Genomic DNA, 23,098 nt, shown 5'->3' with positions numbered 1-23,098 from the left:
AAGAACGGGGCAAAGGAGCCGGTGGATGCCGAGTGAACCGCTGTCACAGAAGGAGATCGAGGACCGGTTGCGGGAACTCCCCGGCTGGGCCTTCGAGGACGACCGGATCTTCCGTACCTACCGGCTGGGCACGCACTTCGCGGCGAGCGCCCTGGTCGCCCACATCGCGGCCGTCCAGGAGGAGTTGAACCACCACTCCGACCTGACGCTCGGCTACAACACGGTCCGGCTGTCGGTGAACAGCCACGACGCGGGCGGCGTGGTGACGGCGAACGACTTCGAACTCGCCGAACGCGTCGAATCCCTCGCCCCGGCGCACGGCGCGAGCTGAGCTGCGGCCGCTGCGGCTGCTCGACGCCCACGCGCGGGCCGAGGCCCACGACACCCCCCGCGGCGGCAGCCCCACGCCGAGGCCGCCGCCACGGCGGCCCCACGCCGAGGCCACCGCCACGGCAGCCCCCCGCCTGCGCCCGGTCAGGACGACGCCCCGAGCGCAGAACCGGCCTGCCGCGTACGGAGCTTCGGCCGACGCCCGGCGCTCCGCGCGGCTTCGCGCGGCTCGCCACACCGGTGCGCTACGCCGGCTCCAGGCGCCACCACTGGGCCGGGGAATCGGTGTCCTCGCCCTGGCGGGCGCGGCCCTCTTCGTCGGCCTCCAGGGGCAGGCCGCTGATGCACGCGATCAGCGAGACCACGCCCGGTGCGTCCAGGTGTTCCTCGACGAGCCACTCCTGCGCGCCGAAGGCGTTGGCCCGCCACACCTGCACCCGGGCACCGCTGTCCGTCGAGGCGTTCGCGACGTCGAGCCGGCGCCCGTTGTCCTCGCTGACCACGTGGAAGATGCCGCCGCCGCTGTGCACCGGCGAGATCCGCCACCGGCGGGCGGCCTGCGGTGCGGGCGGGCCGTCCGGGCCGACGCGCACCCGGGAGGCACCCTCCAGCTGGAGCACCAGGCCACTGTCCACGTTGCGGATCCGGTAGAGCCCTTCGGGAAGGTTCACGTGGACCGCGCTCACACGTCGAAGACGGCCGGGTCGGGACCGATCCGCCGGGCCGCCGTGCCCGTGCCCAGGGCGTCCAGCACGGCGAGGTCGGCGGCGTCCAGCTCGAAGCCGAACACGTCCAGGTTCTCCCGGATCCGGGCCGGGGTCACCGATTTCGGGATCGCGACGTTGCCGTGCTGCACGTGCCAGCGCAGCACCACCTGCGCCGGGCTGCGCCCGTGCTTGGCGGCGATCCCGGCCACGGCGGGGAGCGTCAGCAGCTCCTTGCCCTGGCCCAGCGGCGACCAGGCCTCGGTGGCGATCCCCCGCTCGGCGTGCACGGCGCGCAGTTCCTCCTGCGGGAACAGCGGATGCAGCTCGATCTGGTTCACGGCGGGAACCAGCGCACTCGTCGCGGCCAGGCGGTCCAGGTCCGCCGGGCGGAAGTTCGACACGCCGACCGCCCGGGCCCGGCCGCCCGCCGCGATCTCCTCGAAGGTCCGCCAGATGGAGACGAAGTCGTCGCGCATCGGGCGCGGCCAGTGGATCAGGTACAGGTCGACGTGGTCGAGGCCCAGTTTGTCCAGCGAATCGTCGAAGGCGCGCAGCACCGCGTCGCGGTTCCAGGTCCGCTTCGGGCCGTTCCACAGCTTCGTGGTGACGAACAGTTCCTCGCGCGCGACGCCGGAGGCGGCGAGTCCCCGGCCGGTGCCGGCCTCGTTGCCGTACACGGCCGCCGTGTCGATGCTGCGGTAGCCCGCCTCCAGCGCGGTCGCGACGGCCCGCTCCGCCTCCGCGTCCGGCACCTGCCAGACGCCGAAGCCGAGCTGGGGCATGAGCGTGCCGTTGTTGAGCTTGACGGTGGGGACCTGGTTCACGTGGGGTCGTTTCCTCGGAGTCGGTGGGCGGCGTCGTACGCGGGGCGACAACCGGCCCCCCGCACGACGTATTCCCGCCGTCCCCGACCGGCTACGCCGTCCCGAGGTAGGCCTCCCGCACCAGCGGATCGGCCCGTACCTCGGCCGGCGGACCCTCGGTGAGCACCGCCCCGAGGTCCAGTACGACCACCCGTGCGCACAGGTCCATCACGAAGGCCACGTTGTGCTCGACCAGCAGCACCGCGCAGCCCTCCTCCCGCGCGAGCCGCCGGACGACCTCCGCGAGCTGCTCGCGCTCGGGAGCCGACATCCCGGACGCCGGTTCGTCCAGCAGCAGCACCCGCGGGGGATCGGCCACCGCGCGGGCCAGTTCGACCATCCGGGCCTGCCCGACGGGCAGCCCGCCGGCGTACGAGGTCCCCAGCGCGCCGATCCCGCAGTCGGCCAGCACCCGCTCGCCCCGCTCCCGGCGCGCCCGCTCCCGGGCCCGGCGGGCCGGGAAGGCGACCAGATCGGCGGCGAGCCCGCCCCCGCCGCCCCGCCACTCCTGCCCCACCAGCAGGTTGTCGGCCACGCTGAGCTGGCCGAACAGCTGCTGGCGCTGGAAGGTCCGGCGCATCCCGTGCCGGGCCCGCCAGACGGGGGACCGGCGGGTGACGTCCACCCCGTCCAGCAGGACCCGCCCCTGGTCGGGGCGCCGGATCCCGGACAGCACGTCGAACAGCGTGGTCTTCCCCGCCCCGTTCGGCCCGATCAGCCCGCACACCTCGCCGGCGCGGAGCGCGAAGTCCACCCCGGTCAGCGCCCGGACGCCGCCGAAGCGCACGCCGACCCCCCGGGCCTCCAGCAGGTAGCCGCTCATGTCGCCATCCCCAGATAGGCCTCGGTGAGCCGGTCCGCCTCCACCTCGGCGCGCGGCCCGCACCAGGAGACCCGGCCCTGGGAGAGGCAGGCCACGGTGTCCGCGATACCGAGGATCTCCGCCGCCCTCTCCTCCACCAGGAGCAGCGCGGTGCCGGCCCCGCGGAGCTCGGTGAGCAGTGCGTACACCTCCTCCACCACGCGCGGGGCGAGCCCGAGCGAGGGCTCGTCGGCGATCAGCACCTCGGGCGGGCGCTGCAGCAGCGGCGCGAGGGCCAGCATCTGCTGCTCCCCGCCGGACAGGGCCCCGGCGGGCACGCCGCGTCGTTCCGCGAGCCGCGGGAAGCGGTCGTAGACGGCGGCCCGGGCGTCGGCCTCCCGCAGGTACAGGGCCAGGTTCTCCTCGATCGTGAGCGCAGGGAAGATCCCGCGGCCTTCGGGGGCGAGCACCACCCCGGCCCGCGCCCGCCGTACGGCGCCGTCGCGGGTGGCGTCCCGCCCGTGGACGAAGACCGCCCCGCCGGATGCGGGCAGCGCCCCGGCGGCCACTCGGCACGCCGTGCTCTTCCCGGCCCCGTTGGGCCCGAGCACGGCGAGGATCTCCCCTCTCCGCACGGACAGGTCCACTCCGTGCAGGACGAGCCCCCCGTCGTACCCGGCCGTGATGCCGCGCAGCTCCAGAGCGGGCACGGCGGCGGAACCTGCGGGCGGCTCGTTCGCCGCAGGGGCTGGAGGGACGGCCTTGCCGGCACGCGGGGCGCGGGGGTCCGGGGGCTGAGCCCACGACGGGTCCGGCGCGGAGCCCCGGGTCGGGGGTTCGGGGGCGTAGTCCACGGTTCCGGGAGGGGGCGGGGTGGGGGAGAGCCCCGCAGGGCTCCCGGCCGCGGCCCGCCGCTTCGCCAGCCGCACCGGCACCGCCGCGCAGTACCCGTCGGGGTCATTGGCCAACGCCAACCCCGCCAGCCCGAACAGGATCACCGGCAGGTGGGCGGACGGCGTCACGTAGTCCGACAGCAGCCGCGGCGCCACGGCGAACACCAGCCCCGCCACCACGGCATAGGCCGGCCGCCGCACACCCGCCGCCACGACCACCGCCAGCCACACCAGCCCCGTCATCGCCGTGAAGTCCGTCGCCGTGATCCGGGTGTTGAACGACGCGTACATCACGCCGCCGAACCCGGCCAGCCCCGCCGACAGGGTGAACAGCAACAGCTTGGTCCGCAGGACCGACACCCCCGAGGCCATCGCGGCCGCCGGCGCCGACCGTACGGCCAGCATCGCCCGCCCCGAGGGGGAGCTCCGCAGCGCGCTCAGAGCGGCTGCCACCGCCGCGACCAAGGCCACCAGGGCCACGCCCAGCGCCCGGTCGTCGGACAGGTCCACCGGCCCGAACACCGGCCGGGGGACCGGCCACCCGGAATCCCCGTTGCGCAGCCACCGCAGCTGGAACAGCACCTGGTCGGCCAGGAAGGCCAGCGCGAGCGTCGCCAGGGCCAGCGACCGGCCGCCCAGCCGCAGCGCCGGCAGGGCGACCAGGGCGCCCAGGACGGCGGCCGCGCACGTGCCGACCGCCAGCGCCGCCGCGAACGGCCAGCCCCGGCTCATCAGCAGTCCGGCGACCAGCGCCGCACCGGTCACGAAGGTGCCCTGGGCGAGCGAGACCATCGCCCCCAGCCCGGTCACCACGGTGAAGGACATGAACACCAGCCCGATGGCCAGCCCCTGCGCCAGCAGCCCGCTCCAGAAGGGCGTGGTCACGGTGTAGAACGCGACGCACAGCGCCGCCGCGCCCGCCGCCCACACCCCCCAGCGCCTGCCCCACGACGCGTCGGCAAGGTGGTCCACCGGCGGTGCGTCCACGGCTGCGGTCCCCGCCGTCCGCGCCCGGCGCGTCAGCACCAGCAGGCCCCCGAACAGGATCAGGAACGGCACCGCCGTACGGAAGCCGGTGATGCCCTCGGCGAAGGACGCGTACCCGGCCACCAGGTTCTGCAGGACCCCCAGCCCCAGCCCGCCCGCGAAGGCGAGCGGCACCGACGCGAACCGTCCGATGACCGCCGCCGTCGCCGAGACGAACAGGAACAGCGTGAAGTCGTGGGCGGACAGCCCCAGCAGCGGCGTCGCCAGCACCCCCGCCAGCCCCGCCAGTACCGACGCGATCATCCAGGCCACCGAGGAGAGCCGGTCGGCGCTGATGCCGCGCAGCTCGGTCAGCGAGCGGTTGTCGACGGCCGCCCGCAGCAGCAGCCCGAGCCGGGTGCGGCGCATCAGCACCCACAGGGCCACCGCCGCCACCGCCGTCACCACCCAGGTGATCAGCTGGTCGGAGTCGACGCCGACGCCCTGCGCGAGCTGCCAGGACGTGGCCGGGCTGGGCCCGACCCCGGGCAGCCCGAACTGGTTCTCGGCCGGTTTCACCGGCGCGCCCGCGTCCGCGAGCAGCTCGACCGACCACAGCCCGGCCGCCGGCAGGGCCACCAGCAGCCCGATGGTCGCCACGATCTGCGCCGTCTCGCCGACCCGCGCGAGCCGGCGGAACATCAGCCGGTCCAGGCCCCAGCCGAGGCCGGGCGCCAGGACGCACACCACCAGCAGCGCGGCGGGGACGGCCGGCCAGCCCAGGCCGGAGTGCAGCTCGTAGAAGGTGAGCGCACACAGGTAGGCGGTGGCCCCGTGCGCGAAGTTGAACAGCCCGGACGCCGAGTACGACAGCACCAGCCCGGTGGCGAGCAGCGCGTACAGGGCGCCGGAGACCAGGCCGCTCAGTACGAAGACGAGCAGATCCCCCATGCCGCGGCCCTACTTGAAGGGGATGGGCTCGTGGCAGGTGAACGGGACGGACACCTCGTACCTGCCGTTCTTCAGCTGGACGAGCGCACCGCAGCCGAAGCTGTCCTTCTGCCCCCTGGGCTCCGCCCGGTCGCCGACGAGGGTGCCGGTGTCGGAGAAGCGCTGCGCGGCGGCCTGGAAGGACTCGACGGTCAGGTCCTTGCCCGCCGTCTCGGCGATGGACACGAACAGGTCCGCCGACATGTACCCGGTCATCATGTGCATGCTGAGCGGAACATCCTGCCCGCCCGCCGCGGCCTTGATGTCGGCCTTGAACTGGGCCATCCGCGGGTTGTCCGACTCGAAGGGCTCGAACTGGAGCAGGACGTGCACCCCGTCGAGCGCCTGCTTGGTGGCGTCCTTGGCGAGCAGGCCCGGGTCGTAGTCGGTGGGGTCGGAGAGCAGTCCCTTGTAGCCGCTGCGCTTGAGCGCGGTGAACAGCCCGATGTTGTTGGGGGTCTGCATGACGGAGACCACGGCGTCGGGTGCCTTGCCGCCGTTGCTCTCCAGGATCTCCTTCACGTACGCCGACCAGTCGCTGGGTACGGCGGTGGCCGGCACGGAGGCCTTGGCGTAGGAGACCGTGAACCCGGCGCTGGCGAAACCCTGCTGGAAGGTGCGGATGCCGAACTTGCCGGCGTCGCTGTCGTTGGCGATGACCGCGACGGACTTGCCCTGCGCACCGCCGAGCAGCCGGCCGATGCCCTCGGGCCAGGTCTGGTTGAGGGTGCCGCCGGGGGTGGGGACCAGGCAGCCGTTGAAGCCGTAGATGTACTTGGGCCCGCAGAAGGCGGGCAGGGTGCCCCAGCCGAAGGTGGGCACCTTCTCCTGTTCCAGGAAGTCGGCGCCCGAGAAGGTCACCGAGCTCATGGGGGAGACGGCGAAGACCTTGTCCTGCTGGACGAGTTTGCGGGCGGCCGCCATGTTCTTCGCGGGGTCCTGGCCGTCGTCCTGCGCGCCGAGGTAGTCGATCCTGCGGCCGTTGACGCCCCCTTCGGCGTTGGCCCTCATGTACCGCGCCTTGGCGCCGAGGTCGGTGTCCTTCTTGCTGTATCCGCTCGCGCTGGTCATCGACACGATGCCGCCGACCTTGATCGACTCGGCGGTCACCCCGCGGCGGTCCCCGGGCGTATCACCGGCCCCGCCCTTGCCGTTGCCGTTCGTGGAGGCCGAGTTGCAGGCCGAGACGAGTGCGAGGGCCGCTGCCGCGGCGGCCAGGGTGCGGATCGGTCGCAACATCTGGGGATCCCTCCGGTCGGAATCCCCGCATTCTGTGCGTGACCTGACGCATCGTCAATATCCCGGGCGCAGGTGTGGTGACGAACCGTCAGGAAACCGGGAGGCGGTGCGCCGACTCGGGAACCGGCCTGCTCACGGCTGGTACAGGGCCGCGACCTCCATCGCGTACGCCTTCTCGATCGCCCGCCGCTTGAGCTTCAACGAGGGGGTCAGCAGCCCCCGCTCCTCGCTGAACTGCTCGGGCAGGACCCGGAAGGTGCGGATCGCCTCCGCCTGCGAGACCAGGGTGTTGGCCGCCACCACCGCCCGCCGGACCTCCGCCGACAGGTCCGCGTCGTGCACCAGCTCCGCCGCCGGCCGCTGCGGCAGGCCTCGCATCGACAGCCAGTGCGCGATCCCTTCCGGGTCCAGGGTGATCAGGGCCGCTATGTACGGCCGGTCGTTGCCCACCAGCACGCACTGCGCCACCAGCGGATGCGAGCGGACCCGCTCCTCCAGCGCGGCGGGCTGGACGCTCTTGCCGTTGGAGGTCACCAGGATCTCCTTCTTGCGGCCGGTGATGGTGAGGTAGCCGTCCTCGTCCAGCCGCCCCAGGTCCCCGGTGGCCAGCCAGCCGCCGCGCAGCACCTCCTGCGTGCCGTGCGGGTCGTTGAGGTACCCGGAGAAGACGTGCCCGCCGTGCAGCCAGACCTCCCCGTCGTCCGCGATGTGCACCGTGCCGCCGGGGATCGGCGGGCCCACCGTGCCGTACTTGGTCGCCCCGGGCGGGTTCGCCGTGGCCGCCGCGCACGACTCGGTCAGCCCGTACCCCTCGTAGACCGTGATCCCGGCCCCGTCGAAGAACAGCCCGAGGCGGCGCGACATCGCCGACCCGCCCGACATGGCGTGCCGCACCCGGCCGCCCATCGCCTCGCGGACCTTCCCGTACACGAGCTTCTCGAAGAGCTGGTGTTCCATCCGCAGCCCGGCCGAGGGTCCCGGCCCGAGGCCGAAGGCCTTCTGCTCGCGCGCCTCCGCGTACCGTACGGCCGTCTCCACCGCCCGGTCGAAGGCGCCCGTGCGCCCGTCCGCCTCCGCCTTGCGGCGGGCGGCCGCGAAGACCTTCTCGAAGACGTACGGGACCCCCAGCACGAAGGTCGGCCGGAACGCGGCGAGGTCCGGCAGCAGTTCGGCCGCCGTCAGTACCGGCTGGTGCCCGAGCTTGACCCGCGACCGGATCGCGGCCACCTCCACCATCCGCCCGAAGACGTGCGCCAGCGGCAGGAAGAGCAGGGTGGACGGCTGCTCGCCCGGGCCGGCCCGGAAGACGGACTCCCAGCGGCTGACCATCGTGTCGGCCTCGTACATGAAGTTGGCGTGGGTGAGCACGCACCCCTTGGGCCGCCCGGTGGTCCCCGAGGTGTAGATGACGGTGGCGACCGCGTCCGGGGTCACCGCCCCGCGGTGCCGGTGCACGACGTCCTCGGACACCCCGCGCCCGGCGGCGACCAGCGAGTCCACGGCCCCCGCGTCGAGCTGCCACAGCAGCCGCAGCCGGGGGAGCCGGTCGACGACCGAGCCCACCGTCATGGCCTGGTCCTCGTTCTCGACGACGCAGGCCGTGCACGCGGAGTCGTGCAGGATCCACTGGACCTGCTCGGCGGAGGAGGTCGGATAGACGGGGACGGGCTGGGCCCCGATCGCCCACAGGGCGAAGTCGAACAGGGTCCACTCGTACCGGGTACGGGACATGACGGCGACCCGGTCCCCGAACCCCACCCCCTGGGCCAGCAGCCCCTTGGCGAGCGCCAGGACCTCGGCGGCCAGCTGTCCGGAGGTCACGTCCTGCCAGACGCCGCCGGTCTTGCGCCCGAGGACCACCCGGCCCGGTTCCTCGTGCGCGTGCCGGAAGACGGTGTCGGCCAGCCCGCCGACGGGCGCGTCCGTGATGACCGGTGGGACGGTGATCTCGCGCATGGCCCCGCTCCTCTCCGTGCGGCGCGGCGACGCTACCCCACGCCGGACCGCAGTTGATCAGCCTGCGGATTCCTCCACAAGACCTCCTCAGCGGCGTGGTTGCGCCCGCCGCCACACCCCTGCCGGGCAGGCGGCTGCGGTCCGGGCCGGCGGCTCACGCCGTGCGGGTGAGGCGGTCCGCGCCCGAGAGGACGGCCGAGGCCAGGGCCTCGGCGGGAGCCGAGACGCGCGGGCCGCGCAGCAGCGCGAACTCCACCGGGCCCAGGTCGGGCAGTCCGCCGACCCGGACCAGCCCCGGCGGGATCAGCCCCCGGGTGTGCGCCATCACGCCCAGCCCCGCCCGGGCCGCCGCGATCAGCCCGCTCAGGCTGCCGCTCGTGCAGGCGATCCGCCACGGCCGCCCGTCCCGCTCCAGCACTTCCAGGGCCCGGGCCCTGGTGATCCCCGGCGGCGGGAAGACGATCAGCGGCACCGGGTGCTCCGGGTCCACCCGCAGCCCCTCCGCCCCGATCCACACCATCCGGTCCCGCCACACCAGGCGCCCCCGCTCGTCGCCCGGCCCGCGCCGCTTCGCCAGCACCAGGTCGAGGCGTCCCGCGTCCAGCCGTTCGTGCAGCGTCCCCGACAGCTCCACCGTCAGCTCCAGGTCCACCTCGGGATGCTCGTGCCGGAATCCCTCCAGGATCTCCGGCAGCCGCGTCAGCACGAAGTCCTCCGAGGCCCCGAACCGCAGCCGGCCCCGCAGCCGGGTCCCCGTGAAGAAGGCCGCCGCCCGCTCGTGCGCCTCGAGGATCGTGCGCGCGAAGCCCAGCAGTGCCTCGCCGTCCTCGGTCAGTTCGACGCTGTGCGTGTCCCGCAGGAACAGCGGCCGCCCCGTCGCCTCCTCCAGCCGCCGCACGTGCTGGCTGACCGTGGACTGCCGTACGCCGAGCCGCCCCGCGGCCTGCGTGAAGCTGAGCGTCTGGGCCACCGTGAGGAACGTACGCAGCTGGACGGGGTCGTACATACGCCCATGCTAGGCGCGCCCATCGCGGATCGTGATGACAGTGAGTGCGGTGTACGGGTTTCCCGATCACCGCTGCCCCCGCACCATGAGGGGAGACCACTCCCCGTCGGCAAGAGAGCACCCGCACATGCGCCGCCCGCACCTCCCCACCCGGCTGCCGCTGGACCCGTACGTCCTGGCGCTCCTCGGCACCGTCGGCCTCGCCGCGCTGCTCCCGGCACGAGGCCCGGCCGCCACCGTCGTCGGCGGCGCCTCCACCGCGGCCGTCGCCCTGCTCTTCTTCCTCTACGGAGCCCGGCTCTCCACCCGTGAGGCCCTCGACGGGCTGCGCCACTGGCGGCTGCACCTCACCGTCCTCGCCTGCACCTTCCTCCTCTTCCCCCTCCTGGGCCTCGCCGCCCGGGGCCTGGTCCCGGAGGTGCTCACCCAGCCCCTCTACAGCGGCCTGCTGTTCCTGTGCCTGGTCCCCTCGACCATCCAGTCCTCCATCGCCTTCACCTCGATCGCCCGCGGCAACGTCCCCGCGGCGATCTGCGCCGGCTCCTTCTCCAGCCTCGCCGGCATCCTCCTCACCCCCCTCCTCGCCGCTGCCCTGCTCGGCAGCGACGCGGGCGGCTTCTCCCCGGACTCCCTCCTCAAGATCGCCCTGCAGCTCCTGCTCCCCTTCCTCCTCGGGCAGGTGCTGCGGCCGTGGGTCGGCGGCTTCCTCGCACGCCACCGGCCGGTCCTCGGCCACGTCGACCGCGGCTCGATCCTGCTCGTCGTCTACGCCGCCTTCAGCGCCGGCATGGCCGCCGGAATCTGGCACCGGATCAGCCTGCCGCGCCTGGGCGCCCTTCTGGTGGTGGAGGCCGTCCTCCTCGCCGTCATGCTCCTCGCCACCTGGCACGGCGCGAAGCGCCTCGGATTCGGCCGCGCGGACCGCATCACCATCCAGTTCGCCGGGTCGAAGAAGAGCCTGGCCGCCGGACTGCCCATGGCGAGCGTGCTGTTCGGAGCGCAGGCGAGCCTCGCGGTGCTGCCGCTGATGCTGTTCCACCAGATGCAGCTGATGGTCTGTGCGGTCCTCGCCCGCCGCCGCGCCCAGGACCCGGTGGACGGCGAACTCGCCGCCGACCGTGTGGCGCAGGTCTCCCCGCCGCCCCAACGGGCCACGGGTCAGGCCCGATAACGTTCGGTGGTGACCTGGATACGCCCGAACGGTGCCCACGCCGAACGCCCCTGCACCCTGGTGGTCTGCCGCGGCTGCTGCTGCGGCGACCCCCGCAAGAACCCCGGCTCCGACCACGCCGGCCAGCTCGCCCGGCTGCGCGAGGCGGCGGCCGCCTCCGGGGGCCGCCTGGCCGTCCGTACGAGCGACTGCCTCGGACCCTGCGCCCAGGCCAACGTCATCGTGGTCCAGCCCACCACCGAGGCCCGGCGCCGCGGAGCCCGCGCGGCCTGGTTCGGCTGGGCCCTGGACGACACCGCCACCGACGAGATCATCGCCTGGGCCGCGTCGGGCGGCCCCGGCGCCACCCCCGTCCCGCCCACCCTGGACCTCCACCGCATCGACCCGCCGGCGCCCAACCCGCCCGCGCGCACCACGCGCCGCACCCGCCGCGGGCGCTGACGCACACGGCCGCCGGGCCGCCCCCGGCGGTCACATCGTGACGCGTTCCTCGCCCGCGTAGACGTTCATGTCCGGGCCGCGCAGGAAGCCGATCAGGGTCAGGCCCGATTCCAGGGCCAGGTCCACGGCCAGGGAGGACGGGGCCGAGACCGCTGCCAGGATCGGGATGCCCGCCATCACGGCCTTCTGCGCGAGCTCGAAGGAGGCCCGGCCCGACACCAGCAGCACCGCCCCGGCCAGCGGCAGGCGGCCGGCCTGCAGGGCCCGTCCGACGATCTTGTCCACCGCGTTGTGCCGGCCCACGTCCTCGCGCAGGTCCAGCAGCTCCCCGTCCGCCGTGAACAGGCCGGCCGCGTGCAGCCCGCCCGTGCGGTCGAAGACCTTCTGGGCCGCGCGCAGCCGGTCGGGCAGCACGCCCAGGACATCCGCGGTGATCCGTACCGGGTCGGCGGCCGTCGCGGGGAAGCGGGTCGCCGTACGGACAGCGTCCAGGCTGGCCTTGCCGCACAGGCCGCAGGACGAGGTCGTGTAGACGTTCCGCTCCAACGTGATGTCCGGCACGGGGACGCCGGCCGCCAGCTGCACGTTCACGACGTTGTAGGTGTTGGAGCCGTCTTCGGCCGCCCCCTCGCAGTAGGTGACCGCCCGCACGTGCGACGCCGAGGCGAGCACCCCCTCGCTCACCAGGAAGCCCACCGCCAGGGCGAAGTCGTCCCCCGGGGTGCGCATCGTGATCGCCAGCGGCTTGCCGTTCAGCCGTATCTCCAGCGGCTCCTCGGCGACGAGCGTGTCCGGACGGACCCCCACCGCGCCGTTCCGGATCCGGACGACACGACGGCGCTCGGTGACCCGTCCCATGGCGATCAATCCACCCCTCTGTTCTGGCCTGCGCATTCTTGCCCGCATGCGACAACCTCATTGTCGCGGTTCCGCTTCCCGCACCCTCCCCGGCTGCCGGATCCTCGGGAATCTCCAAATTCCGGCCCCCGAATCCTGTCGGGTCACACGCACACGTACCCACCAGTAGCAGGCAAAGCTGGGTGATCCTGACTTCCGTACGAGGGGGGACCCCGCCCATGACCGGTTCACGCGTGGTGGCGCTAGGGCACTACCAGCCCGCGAAAGTGCTCACCAACGAGGACCTCGCGGCCATGGTCGACACCACGGACGAGTGGATCCGGTCCCGGGTCGGTATCAAGACGCGCCACATCGCGGGTCCGGACGAGCCGGTGGACGAGCTGGCCTTCCAGGCGGCAGGCAAGGCCCTGGCCGGCGCCGGCCTGACCCCGGACGACATCGACCTGGTCCTGGTCGCCACCTCCACGGCCATCGACCGCTCGCCCAACATGGCCGCGCGCGTCGCCGCCAAGCTGGGCATGGGCGCCGGCCCCGCCGTGATGGACATCAACGTCGTCTGCTCGGGCTTCACGCACGCCCTGGCCACCGCCGACCACGCCATCCGGGCCGGCTCCGCCTCCCGCGCCCTGGTCATCGGCGCCGACAAGATGACCGAGATCACCGACTGGAGCGACCGCAGCACCTGCGTGCTCACCGGAGACGGCGCCGGCGCGGCCGTCGTGGAGGCCTGCGAGCAGCCGGGCATCGGCCCGGTGCTGTGGGGGTCGGTCCCGGAGATGGGCAACGCCGTCCGCATCGAGGGCTCGCCGCCGGTCTTCGCGCAGGAGGGCCAGTCCGTCTACCGCTGGACCACCAGCCAGCTCCCGCCGCTCGCCCGCAAGGTGTGCGAGAAGGCCGGCGTCCTCCCGGAGGACCTGGCCGCCGTCGTCCTGCACCAGGCGAACCTGCGGATCATCGAGCCGCTCGCGGCCAAGATCGGCGCCGTCAACGCCGTCGTCGCCCGCGACGTGGTCGACTCCGGCAACACCTCGGCCGCCAGCATCCCGATGGCCCTGTCCAAGCTGGTGCAGCGCGGCGAGATCCCGACGGGCGCTCCCGTGCTCCTCTTCGGCTTCGGCGGCAACCTCTCCTACGCCGGCCAGGTCATCCGCTGCCCGTGAGCCGGGCGAGACGCTCCGTCTTGCGACGCCCGGGGCCACATGCGTGCAGGTCAGCACGGCGTGGCGGACGACGGCCGCGCGGATAAGTGGTCGGAGGCCCGCCGATCCTTTGCTATTGTTGTCCATGTCGCCGCGGGAAACCGGGGCCGACCACCGGTCCGGGTGGCGGAATGGCAGACGCGCTAGCTTGAGGTGCTAGTGCCCTTTATCGGGCGTGGGGGTTCAAGTCCCCCCTCGGACACCAGTAGGAACCCCACTTCGGTGGGGTTTTCTGCTTTTCTGGGCAGTGGCGTGACCCACGTACGTGAGTGCCCGTACCGGGCCATCTCGTTCCGCTCGCTGCTCTGATCTCCGCCTAACCACGAAAGCCCCGGCCAATGGCCGGGGCTTCTGCGTTCGCGCCTACCCGCGTGGGCAGGACGGTCAGGGACTGGCAGGCCTCCGGGGCGCAGGCCAAACGGGCGACAGAACGGGGCGGGGATCCTTTGACGCGGCACCCGCCGTTGTGCACCTCCGCCTACGCTCGCCTGCCATGAACAAGCAGGGTGCCGATCCGGCGCTTCCCATCGGCGGGGGCCGGTAGCACGGTGGCAGTCACGTCAGCGAAGCCGTATTCCTTGAGCATCATGGCCCAGGTTGCCGGTTCGTAGTCCCACCGCCTCACCACCGCAGGGTCCTCGTCAGGATCTCGAGGGATGTAAGAAGCCTGGCATCCGTAGCAGCCCTCGACGGCCGGATGCTGGGACATGGCGAACACCCCTCCGGGGGTGAGCGCGTCAAGCGCGGCGGGGAGCATGAGCCCCGGGTCGGTGAAGTAAGCGGCGCCGAAAACGGAGTAGATCGCGTTGAACGGGGCCCGCGCGGTCTCCATGAAGGCAAGCGCCTCGCCCTGGTGCAACTCCATGCCGTCCACGTCCGGCCAGCGCTCACGGGCCTTGGAAAGCTGTGCACGCGACAGGTCCACGCCTACGGCCTTCATGCCGAGGGTGGCCAGGTGGGCAAGGTTCCCGCCTGCCCCGCACCCGAGGTCAAGTACGGTCTCGCCCGGCTGCAAGGCGAGTACTTCGGCCCCGGGGCCGTGGTCCGGGTACTGGGTCCAGTTGAACCACGTGGTCTCGCCTTTGGCGTTGGTCGTACGCCGCTGGGGTTTGGTCTTCGAGTAGGCGTCCCAAGCAGCACTACGGGTGTCTGGCACTTTCCGTCCTTTTGCTGAATGCGGGCAGCCGCCCGGCGGGGGTGGCCGGGCGGCTGATGGCTCACGGGGTACTACTTGCCTAGCTGACCGGGCTGTCGGTGCACCCAGCGTGGCACTGCGAGCAGTCCGCCGCGCCCTCGTTGGGCCAGAACTCGGGGTCGATGGTGAACCCGGCTGCACGGATCGTGGCCTTCGTTGCGTCCATGGCGGCCCGGCCCGCCTCCGGGTCCGAACCGGTCTCGGTGTCGTCCGGGACGTGGTGGATGTACTCGGTGCCGAGCGCCTTGGAGAACGCGACGTAGGGCACACTCCGCTGAAGGAACGCGTGCCAGAAGAGGTCGACCCGGAGCGACGGGGTGAGCGGCTCGTCAGAGCGCGTCGAGGCGACCAGGAAGGCCACCATCTGGTTCACGCCGCGCTCGCCCATCTCATCGGACAGCTCCGGCCAGGTCTTGCGTACGTCCTGGATGAGGCGGCCCTGAAGGTCGGGGCTGATGAGATCTGAAACCTCGGTCGACTGCTGTGTGAGCGTCACGTCTGTGCCTTTCTGGTCAGAGGACGACCGGGGCCGGTCCCTGCTGATGGTGCGTGATCGTGGGGGAGCATCGTGGGCACTCGCACGGGAGCCATCTGGACGGCGCTGCCGGCATCAGCGGCTTCTCGCTCCGGTCGGTCGGATACACGAGGTGTCCGCCGTATGTCCGGCCGCCGTCCCGGGATACCCGCAGAGTCCTGGTCATGAGGCGTGGTACCGGTGGTTGCGCAGCTTCACGTTCGCGTCAGACGCAGCGGACTTGTCTCCGCGCCCCCATGCCGCCTCCCGTTCCTGCGCAACCGTCGCGCAGATCCCGCATCCTTCGACGGGTCTCGGCTGCAAGGCCGGGAGTGAGAGGGCGATCGGGCCTCCGGGGCTGCCTCCGGGAAGCCCCTGGTTCCTGAACTCCTTGGCCATTCGCTCACCCTCCCGATGCGGCTGCCTCACGACGCCTTGATGTTGGCCCCGGAACCCAGGACAGAGCGACGACGGAACGGGCGTCGGGTGGGCGCCCTTCGAACGGGCGTCAATGACGCCGCCGGGGGCGTCAAACCGGTGTCACTGAGCGGCACTTCGGTCTAGCTTTGACGTCATGACGACGACCGCCGTGGTGCCGAATGATGTGTTGCGGGCCGTTCGTATCGGCCTGCGTATGAGCCAAGACGACTTCGCCAAGGCCATCCGTCGGGCAGGCGTAGAACTCGGAGAGCCCAACGAGGCATCAAAGCGTCTGGTACAGCGCTGGGAGTCAGGGACAAGTAAGACGCCCCGGGGCGTGTACGCAAGGGCGTTAGAGCGGGTCACGGGCCGTCCGGTTGAGGCCCTGGGGTTCACCCTGCCGGTACCAATGGCGAGGGTCCGCGCAGACGGCAAAGGAGGGCATGACATGGACGCAGGAGCAGACGGGGTCACCTCCGCTGCTGCAACCCCTCAGGCAGCTCAGCTGGCCGCCGAGACCTACTCGGGGGTGTGGCTCAGCCGCTACGAGTTCTTCTCGTCGAGTCGGAATGTGACTCACGAGGGCAAGCACTATGTGGTGATCGTCCAGCATGGGAACCGGCTGACGGCTCAGAGCCTGCCAGGTGCGTCCTCGAACCCGGACAGCCCTCTCACCCTGGACCTGACCGTGGATCGCAACGTGGTCACTGGCTCGTGGGTGGAGCAGACCGCTTCGGACGGCTACTACAACGGCGCTCGCTACCACGGTGCGGTCCAGATGCTTGTGGAGCCGACCGGCCGACGCATGGCGGGAAAGTGGGTCGGGTTCGGCAAGGACTTCGACGTGAACACGGGGCCATGGGAGCTGCGGCTGGTGGACCGGTCCACGTCGAAGGCTGCGCTGGAGCAGTACAGCCGACCGCCGGAGTAGAAAGCCGCTGCTGCAGCGGGTCGGTCACGTGACCAACGCATGACCAACAGCGGTGCGAAACGCCGAGAAGTCTTCGGTGGGGTTTTCTGCGTTTTCCGGCAGTCCGCCATGACGAAGCCGCCTCCTGGGGCCCGGCGTGGGCCACGGCCGCGAGTACGTGCTTCATGGCGTCCACGTCCTCCCGACGATCACGACTCGGCAGAGTGACCCACTGGCTTCCCCGGTTCGGACCGTGTCCGCAACGGGCCCTGTGTTCGTGCGGCATCATGGGCGCCAAGGGGCCAAGGGGAGCAACGTGTCGCAGGACGATCCGCGCAGCAGCAGCGTGATGGGTGGGCGCTACCGCCTCGGGAAGCGGCTGGGCCGGGGCGGGATGGGCACCGTCTGGGAGGCCTGCGACGAACTGCTCGGCCGCCCGGTCGCCGTCAAGGAGCTCCACGTCGACGACGGGACGCAGTCCGCGGGCGCCCTGCGTGAGGCGCGCGCGGTGGCGCAGATCAAGCACCCGCACGTCGTCGTGGTCCATGACGTCACCGAGCACGAGGGGCGCCCCTTCATCGTCATGGAACTCGTCGAAGGCCGCTCGCTCGCCGACCGGCTCGCCGCCGACGGGCCGCTGGACCCCGCCGAGGCGGCCCGTACGGGGCTCGCCCTGCTCGCCGCGCTGAACGCCGCACACGCCCGTGGCGTGCTCCACCGGGACATCAAACCGGCCAACGTCCTGCTGGAAGCGGGTACCGGCCGGGTCGTGCTCACCGACTTCGGCATCGCCCGCCTCGCCGGATCCACCACCCTCAGCGAGACCGGCGCCTTCGTCGGCTCGCCCGAGTACACCTCGCCCGAGCGCATGCAGGGCGAAGCCGCCGGCCCCGCATCCGACCTGTGGTCCCTGGGCGTGCTGCTGTGCGCCGCACTGACCGGGGAGTCGCCCTTCCACCGGGATTCGCTCGGCGGCGTCCTGCACGCCGTCGTGTACGACGAGATCCGGCCGCCGGCCCAGGCGGGGCCGCTGCTCCCGGTGATCGCGGGGCTGCTGGAGCGCGACCCGGAGCGGCGGATGGGGGCGGCGGAGGCCGAGCGGCTGCTGTCGGCGTACGCGACCACCGGCGCGGTGCCCCTGTCCGACCGGGTGCCCGTCCCCGATCCGCCCCGGCGGCCCGCCCGGACCCGGGTCCTCCGCGCCGGCCGCCGTACCCGGCTGATCGCGGCGGCGCTGGTCGCGGTGGCCGTGGCCGGCGGGGTGGGCGCCGCGGTCCTGCTCGCGGACGGGCCGGCGGGCCGGGCGCACGGAGGGACGCCGGACGCCCCCGCGACCACGGCCCCCGCGACCGCCGCCCCGGCAACGGCCGCCCCCGCAACGGCCGCCCCCGCGGCCAGCGCATCCGGTGCCGGCGCACCCGGCGTCAGCGCCGCCGTGACGCACCCCCCGGCCGCGGGCCCGACGCCCGAGTCCGCGCCTCCCGGATACCGGACCGCCACCGATCCGCAGGGCTTCGCCCTCGTCGTACCCGACGGCTACCAGCGCACCACCGACGACCAGCGGGTCTTCTACAGCTCCCCGGACGGCGCCGTCAGGATCGGCATCAAGGTGAAGCCCGCGGCCGCCGAAGGCCCGCTGGGCGTGATGCGCCGCGCCCACGCCTCCGGCCCCGACACCAACCCCGGATACCGGGACGGGTCGGTCGTCGCGACGACCCACGACGGACTGCCCGCCGCCCTGTGGGAGTTCACCTGGGACGGCTTCACGCGCGCCGAGGGGGCCCGGCACACCTTCGACCTCTGCTGGGACGAGAACGGCCGCATGTACGACGTCTGGGTGTCCGCCCCCGTCAGCCGGCTCGCCGAGGCCCGGAGCCGCTTCGACGCGGCGCTGGACTCCTTCGCCCCGGCGCGGGCGGGGTCCGCCGGCCCTTGATCACGTGCCCAGGACCACCAGACCCGTCGGGGTGGCCAGGGTGCCCGGGGCGACCTGGGTGAAGGTGTGCGGCAGGGACAGGCACGGCCGGCCGGTGTCCGGGAGGGCCTCGAAGAGGTACGCCGCCGCGGAACCGGTGTCGCTCACCAGGTGCGGGCCCGCCGGGGAGCCGCTCGTCCCGGTCAGCGGTGTGCGGAAGAGCCGCCGCAGGTGGCGCAGGGTCTCCGGGGTCAGCGGCGCCCGCCCCGGCTCGGGCAGGGACGGCGGGGCCGGGCGTTCCGAGCCCCGGGCATCCGCCGCGCCCGTGGCGTCCGGCGCGGACGGGGCCTGCGCGGCCGGCGGCGCGGCCGGGGCGTCCGGAGGGATCGCACCCGTCAGCAGCAGTGCGAGGAGCACCGGGACGGCCTTGCGGCGCAGGGCCTCGGTGGCCGAGGCCAGCCGGTGCGCATGGGCCGCGGGCAGCGACAGCGCGAGGCTTCCGGCCGCCTCGCCGGTGGCGATCGGCACCGCGGCGCAGACCACGCCGGGGGAGTACTCGAGCAGGTCGAAGACGGGCGCGCCCGGTGCCACCGCGTCCAGGGCGGTGAACAGGGCCCGGCTGTCGGTGATCGTCCGAGGGGTGAGCCGCGCGGGGCGGTGCCGGGCCACGTGGTCGGCGCGGCGGTCGTGGTCGAGCTGGGTCAGCAGGCACTTGCCCACGGCGCTGGCGTGGGCGGCTGCCCGGAAGTCCACCCACTCCCGCACCGGCGGAGTGCCCGGCCCGTCCGCCATCTGCGTGATCCGGACCTCGCCGTCCGCGTACCGGCTCAGGTACACGGCCGCTCCGGCGCTGTCCCGGGCCAGGGCCAGGGTACGCTGCAGCTGGCCCGCCAGACCCTGGCCGCCCGGCGCCGCGAGCCGGTCCAGGGCCGGTCCGCGCGCGTACACCCCCGCGGCCGGGCGGTAGGCGTACTCCTCCTCGCACAGCATCGACAGCAGCGGGCCGAGCTCCTCCCCGCTGAGGCCCGCCGTCCGCGCGAGCTGCGCGGCCCGCACGCCCAGCGGGTGCTGCTCCAGGACCCGTACGACGGCCAGCGCGCGCCGGGCCTCCGCCAGGGCCTCGCCGGTGCCGGCCTGGACGACGGTCCCGCGCGCCGCGGCCGTCAGGGCCGGGTGGCGCAGCGGGCCGGCCGCGAGGGGCGGTACGGGTACGGCCGCCGGTGCCGGGGCGGCGGCCGGAGCGGGGCCGGCGCCGGCCGCCGCCGGCCGGAACGCGGCCAGCACCCCGGGCAGCCCGGGCCGCGGCAGCGGCACCGGGCCCAGGTCGGGATCGTCCAGCTGGTCCACGTACCGCAGGACCGCCGCCTGCGCGCACAGCCGCACGTCGCGCAGGTCCCGGCGGCCGCCCGGCCGGAAGCCGCGGCGGCCCAGCTCGCGCGCCCACAGCCGGGCGTCGTGGTGCTCACCGCGCCGGGAGTGGTCGAGGAAGAGGCAGTACGCGGCCTGGGCGGTACGCGCGCTGCCCGAACCGGCGGCGAACTGCCACCAGAACCTGGCGCCTTCGCGCAGCCCGGCCAGGTGCAGCAGACAGCCGAAGACGACCGCGCCGGCCAGGTCGGTGTGCCCGCCGGAGAGGAAGGAGTCGAGCTGCGCCTGCGCCTTCGGCGCGCACACGGAGGCCAGGCAGACGGCCTTGAGGTCGAGCCGGGCCCGTTCGGAGTCGAGCGGGCAGTCGCGCGCCGGGTCGCTCCAGCCGAACACCGAGCGGCGGCGGGCGCGGTGGCCGGGGGTGGGCGCGTGCCGGGTCGCGCGCAGCAGCCGGGCCTCGGCCGCGCCGAGGTCGTAGTGCGGATAGCGGTCGCGGACGCCCGCCCGGTCGAGGAACTCGGCCAGGGAGCGGGGGGTCCGTTCGCCGTCCTGCGGTTGCCGGCGTTCGCGGGGCCTCATGATTCGGCGGATTCGGCTGGATCGGCGTCCGCGTCGAGGGCCGGGTCGGCGGCCTCCGCGGAGGTGTCGAGCAGCCGGGCGAGGCGCCGGTGGGCCTGGCCGAGGTAGGAGCGGACCGTGGCCTCGTCGACGCCCATCACGGCGGCGGCCTCACCGGGGGAGCACTGGAGCCCGTACCGCAGCAGCACGGCGTCGCGCTGCCGCTCGACGAGCCGGGAGACGGCGGAGTAGAAGCGGATGGTGTCGGCCAGCACCTCGTACTGATCGGTGCGGGCCTCCTTGAGGGCGGCCTCGAAGGCGCTGATGTCCATCGGCTCGGGCCGGTGCGGCTGCCAGGGGTGGCGCCGGTGCTGGCGTTCGACCAGGCGCTGCTTGAGCACGGTCCACGCGTACGCGTCGAGCCGGTCCATGTGCAGCATGCGCAGCCACTCGCCCATGATCGCGTCGAAGGCGGCGTCCACCGCTTCCTCGGCCGCCTCGTCGGAGCCCAGCTGCAGATACGCGAAGCGCATGTACGCGGGCCGCCGATTGGCGTGGAAGGCCCAGTACGACAGGCGCGCCGTCGGATCCCACTGGCTCATGGTCGTCGGCCGCCGGCGTCGGCTCGGCAGTCCCACGGCCCCACCGGACTCCTCCGGTCCGCCATCGCTCACCGTTCCACCTCATCCCCTGTGCCGCGGAACAGGAAATCAGCGCGGGCGCACTCGGAGGGCGCAGAGAAGAAACCTGGAAATATTACGTTCGGTGATGACCGACTTGTGATCGATCACGATCGCGCACCTCTCCAACCAGCGCGTATGCATATGCCGGTCGCAGATGGCAGTGCACGGCGCGTGACCATCTGCGGGCCTGTAGCATGGGCGCCATCGCGAGGGCCGTGACGGAGAGGTCACGACCCTCGCTTTTGTGTGACGTCCACCCTGAAACAAATGCGGCGCGGGGCCTTTCGGCGGTTCGATACGATGAACCGCACTCACAGTCCGTCACGTCACGCGGTACCGCACATACGAAATGGAGCATCCGAGGATGGCTCGACACCTGATCACCAGCGCGCTTCCCTACATCAACGGGATCAAGCACCTGGGCAACATGGTCGGGTCGATGCTTCCGGCGGATGTGTACTCCCGGTACCTCCGCCAGCGCGGCCACGACGTCCTCTACATCTGCGCCACCGACGAGCACGGCACCCCTGCCGAACTCGCCGCCAAGGAGGCCGGTCTGTCGGTCGCCGAGTTCTGCGCGCAGGCCCACGACGCCCAGAAGGCGGTCTACGACGGCTTCGAGCTGTCCTTCGACTACTTCGGCCGCAGCTCCTCGGAGCAGAACCGGGAGATCACCCAGCACTTCGCGCGGCGGCTCCAGGAGAACGGCTTCATCGAGGAGCGCGCGATCCGGCAGGTCTACTCGCCGGTCGACGGCCGCTTCCTGCCGGACCGCTACGTCGAGGGCACCTGTCCGCACTGCGGCTACGACAAGGCCCGCGGTGACCAGTGCGAGAACTGCACCCGCGTTCTGGACCCCACGGACCTGATCGAGCCCCGCTCGGCGATCTCCGGCTCCACCGAGCTGGAGGTCCGCGAGACCAAGCACCTCTTCCTGCTCCAGTCCAAGCTGCAGCACGAGGTCGAGGGCTGGGTCGCGCGGCACGAGGAGGAGTGGCCGCAGCTGGCGTCCTCCATCGCCCGCAAGTGGCTGACCGAGGGCCTGCACGACCGCGCGATCACCCGCGACCTCGACTGGGGCGTCCCGGTGCCGGCCGACACCTGGCCCGAACTGGCGGCCGAGGGCAAGGTCTTCTACGTCTGGTTCGACGCCCCGATCGAGTACATCGGCGCGACGAAGGAGTGGGCGGACCTCAACGCCGGCAACGGCGACTACAAGTCGTGGTGGTACGAGGCCGAGGACGTCCGCTATACGCAGTTCATGGCCAAGGACAACGTCCCGTTCCACACGGTGATGTTCCCCGCCACCGAGCTGGGCACGCGTGAGCCGTGGAAGAAGGTCGACTACGTCAAGGCCTTCAACTGGCTGACGTACTACGGCGGCAAGTTCTCCACCTCGCAGAAGCGCGGCGTCTTCACCGACCAGGCGCTGGAGATCCTCCCGGCCGACTTCTGGCGCTACTTCCTCATCGCCAACGCGCCCGAGTCCGACGACTCGTCCTTCACGTGGGAGCACTTCGCCGCCACGGTCAACAAGGACCTCGGCGGCACCCTCGGCAACTTCGTCAACCGCGTACTGACCTTCTCCCGCAAGAAGTTCGGCGACGAGGTCCCCGCCGGCAGCCCCGCCGGCGAGGCCGAGACCAAGCTGGGCGAGCAGATCGCCGAGCTGCTGGCCGAGTACGAGGGCCACATGGAGACCCTCCAGTACCGCAAGGCGGCTGCCGCGCTGCGCGCCCTGTGGTCGGCCGGCAACGCCTACCTGGACGAGAAGGCCCCCTGGCTGGAGGTCAAGACTGACCTGGAGGGCGCGGCGCTCACCCTGCGCACCGCGATGAACCTGATCCACCTCTATTCGGTGGTCTCCGAGCCCTTCATCCCGGCCTCGGCCCGCGCCATGCGCTCCTCGTTCGAGCTCGCCGACGACACGGCCGCCTGGGTCACCCCCGAGCAGGCCAGGTGCCTGGACGCGGTCCCGGCCGGTACGCCGTTCACCGTGCCGCCCGTGCTCTTCGCGCGGATCACCGAGGAGGACCTGGAGTCCTACCGCGAGCGGTTCGGCGGCTCCCCGGAGGCCTGATCTCCGAGCGGCACCTTCGTGAGGGCGCGACCCG

At 72.8% G+C, this 23,098-nt stretch carries 18 protein-coding genes, 1 tRNA gene and 1 pseudogene; 8 read left to right on the top strand and 12 right to left on the bottom strand.

The window, feature by feature from the left end; translation table 11 throughout:
• The first annotated feature begins 25 nt into the window (after positions 1–25).
• Positions 26–331 (top strand): 4a-hydroxytetrahydrobiopterin dehydratase, encoded by a 306-nt coding sequence (locus AB0D44_RS17865; RefSeq protein ID WP_362591373.1) that lies wholly within the window; start codon positions 26–28, stop codon positions 329–331.
• 244 nt (positions 332–575) lie between these two features.
• On the opposite strand, the gene AB0D44_RS17860 is transcribed toward AB0D44_RS17865, so the two are convergent.
• From AB0D44_RS17860 to AB0D44_RS17830, 7 genes are all read right to left on the bottom strand, one after another.
• Entirely contained in the window at positions 576–1,001 is a 426-nt protein-coding gene (locus AB0D44_RS17860; RefSeq protein WP_362591370.1) for an RICIN domain-containing protein, read from the bottom strand.
• A gap of 11 nt (positions 1,002–1,012) precedes the next feature.
• On the bottom strand, positions 1,013–1,861 hold the full coding sequence (locus AB0D44_RS17855) for an aldo/keto reductase (protein ID WP_362591367.1): 849 nt from the start codon (positions 1,859–1,861) through the stop codon (positions 1,013–1,015).
• 91 nt (positions 1,862–1,952) lie between these two features.
• The gene (locus tag AB0D44_RS17850; RefSeq protein ID WP_362591364.1) at positions 1,953–2,723 is read right to left on the bottom strand and encodes an ABC transporter ATP-binding protein; all 771 of its coding nucleotides are present in this window, start codon (positions 2,721–2,723) and stop codon (positions 1,953–1,955) included.
• The gene (locus tag AB0D44_RS17845; protein WP_362591361.1) at positions 2,720–5,512 is read right to left on the bottom strand and encodes an ATP-binding cassette domain-containing protein; all 2,793 of its coding nucleotides are present in this window, start codon (positions 5,510–5,512) and stop codon (positions 2,720–2,722) included. The genes AB0D44_RS17850 and AB0D44_RS17845 overlap by 4 nt, the downstream gene beginning before the upstream one ends.
• A 9-nt stretch (positions 5,513–5,521) precedes the next feature.
• Entirely contained in the window at positions 5,522–6,790 is a 1,269-nt protein-coding gene (locus AB0D44_RS17840) for an ABC transporter substrate-binding protein (protein ID WP_362591358.1), read from the bottom strand.
• Positions 6,791–6,922: 132 nt separating this feature from the next.
• The gene (locus tag AB0D44_RS17835) at positions 6,923–8,746 is read right to left on the bottom strand and encodes a long-chain fatty acid--CoA ligase (protein ID WP_362591355.1); all 1,824 of its coding nucleotides are present in this window, start codon (positions 8,744–8,746) and stop codon (positions 6,923–6,925) included.
• A gap of 154 nt (positions 8,747–8,900) precedes the next feature.
• Complete coding sequence (locus AB0D44_RS17830) at positions 8,901–9,752, bottom strand: LysR substrate-binding domain-containing protein (RefSeq protein ID WP_362591352.1); 852 nt, start codon at positions 9,750–9,752, stop codon at positions 8,901–8,903.
• A gap of 127 nt (positions 9,753–9,879) precedes the next feature.
• Between AB0D44_RS17830 and AB0D44_RS17825 the strand changes: the two genes are divergently transcribed.
• Entirely contained in the window at positions 9,880–10,923 is a 1,044-nt protein-coding gene (locus AB0D44_RS17825) for a bile acid:sodium symporter family protein (protein ID WP_362591350.1), read from the top strand.
• A gap of 9 nt (positions 10,924–10,932) precedes the next feature.
• The gene (locus AB0D44_RS17820; protein ID WP_362591347.1) at positions 10,933–11,364 is read left to right on the top strand and encodes a (2Fe-2S) ferredoxin domain-containing protein; all 432 of its coding nucleotides are present in this window, start codon (positions 10,933–10,935) and stop codon (positions 11,362–11,364) included.
• Between the two features lie 30 nt (positions 11,365–11,394).
• Here the strand turns inward: AB0D44_RS17820 and fdhD are convergent, their stop codons facing one another.
• Entirely contained in the window at positions 11,395–12,222 is an 828-nt protein-coding gene (gene fdhD / locus AB0D44_RS17815; protein ID WP_362591344.1) for a formate dehydrogenase accessory sulfurtransferase FdhD, read from the bottom strand.
• Positions 12,223–12,440: 218 nt separating this feature from the next.
• On the opposite strand from fdhD, the gene AB0D44_RS17810 reads away from it, so the two are divergent.
• Both AB0D44_RS17810 and AB0D44_RS17805 read left to right on the top strand, forming a co-directional pair.
• Positions 12,441–13,382, top strand: coding sequence for a beta-ketoacyl-ACP synthase III (locus AB0D44_RS17810; protein ID WP_362591341.1), 942 nt, complete (start codon positions 12,441–12,443; stop codon positions 13,380–13,382).
• 156 nt (positions 13,383–13,538) lie between these two features.
• Positions 13,539–13,626: transfer RNA gene (locus AB0D44_RS17805), tRNA-Leu, on the top strand.
• 273 nt (positions 13,627–13,899) lie between these two features.
• Here AB0D44_RS17805 and AB0D44_RS17800 read toward each other — a convergent pair.
• Together AB0D44_RS17800 and AB0D44_RS17795 are read right to left on the bottom strand one after the other, a co-directional pair.
• Positions 13,900–14,577: a class I SAM-dependent methyltransferase gene (locus AB0D44_RS17800; protein WP_362591338.1), complete on the bottom strand. Its 678-nt coding sequence runs from the start codon at positions 14,575–14,577 to the stop codon at positions 13,900–13,902.
• A 79-nt stretch (positions 14,578–14,656) separates the two neighbouring features.
• A complete protein-coding gene (locus AB0D44_RS17795; RefSeq protein WP_362591336.1) occupies positions 14,657–15,112 on the bottom strand; it encodes a hypothetical protein in 456 nt (151 codons plus the stop codon).
• A gap of 592 nt (positions 15,113–15,704) precedes the next feature.
• On the opposite strand from AB0D44_RS17795, the gene AB0D44_RS17790 reads away from it, so the two are divergent.
• Together AB0D44_RS17790 and AB0D44_RS17785 are read left to right on the top strand one after the other, a co-directional pair.
• On the top strand, positions 15,705–16,481 hold the full coding sequence (locus tag AB0D44_RS17790) for a helix-turn-helix transcriptional regulator (RefSeq protein ID WP_362591333.1): 777 nt from the start codon (positions 15,705–15,707) through the stop codon (positions 16,479–16,481).
• Positions 16,482–16,809: 328 nt separating this feature from the next.
• A complete protein-coding gene (locus tag AB0D44_RS17785) occupies positions 16,810–18,396 on the top strand; it encodes a serine/threonine-protein kinase (protein ID WP_362591424.1) in 1,587 nt (528 codons plus the stop codon).
• A 375-nt stretch (positions 18,397–18,771) separates the two neighbouring features.
• On the opposite strand, the pseudogene AB0D44_RS17780 reads toward AB0D44_RS17785, so the two are convergent.
• Together AB0D44_RS17780 and AB0D44_RS17775 are read right to left on the bottom strand one after the other, a co-directional pair.
• Positions 18,772–19,491, bottom strand: a pseudogene (locus AB0D44_RS17780) (IclR family transcriptional regulator C-terminal domain-containing protein); the annotation flags it as partial.
• An 827-nt stretch (positions 19,492–20,318) separates the two neighbouring features.
• Entirely contained in the window at positions 20,319–20,975 is a 657-nt protein-coding gene (locus tag AB0D44_RS17775) for a sigma factor-like helix-turn-helix DNA-binding protein (protein ID WP_362591330.1), read from the bottom strand.
• A 373-nt stretch (positions 20,976–21,348) separates the two neighbouring features.
• On the opposite strand from AB0D44_RS17775, the gene metG reads away from it, so the two are divergent.
• Positions 21,349–23,064 (top strand): methionine--tRNA ligase, encoded by a 1,716-nt coding sequence (gene metG, locus AB0D44_RS17770; RefSeq protein WP_362591327.1) that lies wholly within the window; start codon positions 21,349–21,351, stop codon positions 23,062–23,064.
• Positions 23,065–23,098 lie beyond the last annotated feature (34 nt).

Origin of the sequence: Streptomyces sp. NPDC048349 (assembly GCF_040651925.1) — a bacterium.
GTDB lineage: Bacteria > Actinomycetota > Actinomycetes > Streptomycetales > Streptomycetaceae > Streptomyces.
This window is presented reverse-complemented; position numbering and strand designations above follow the sequence as displayed.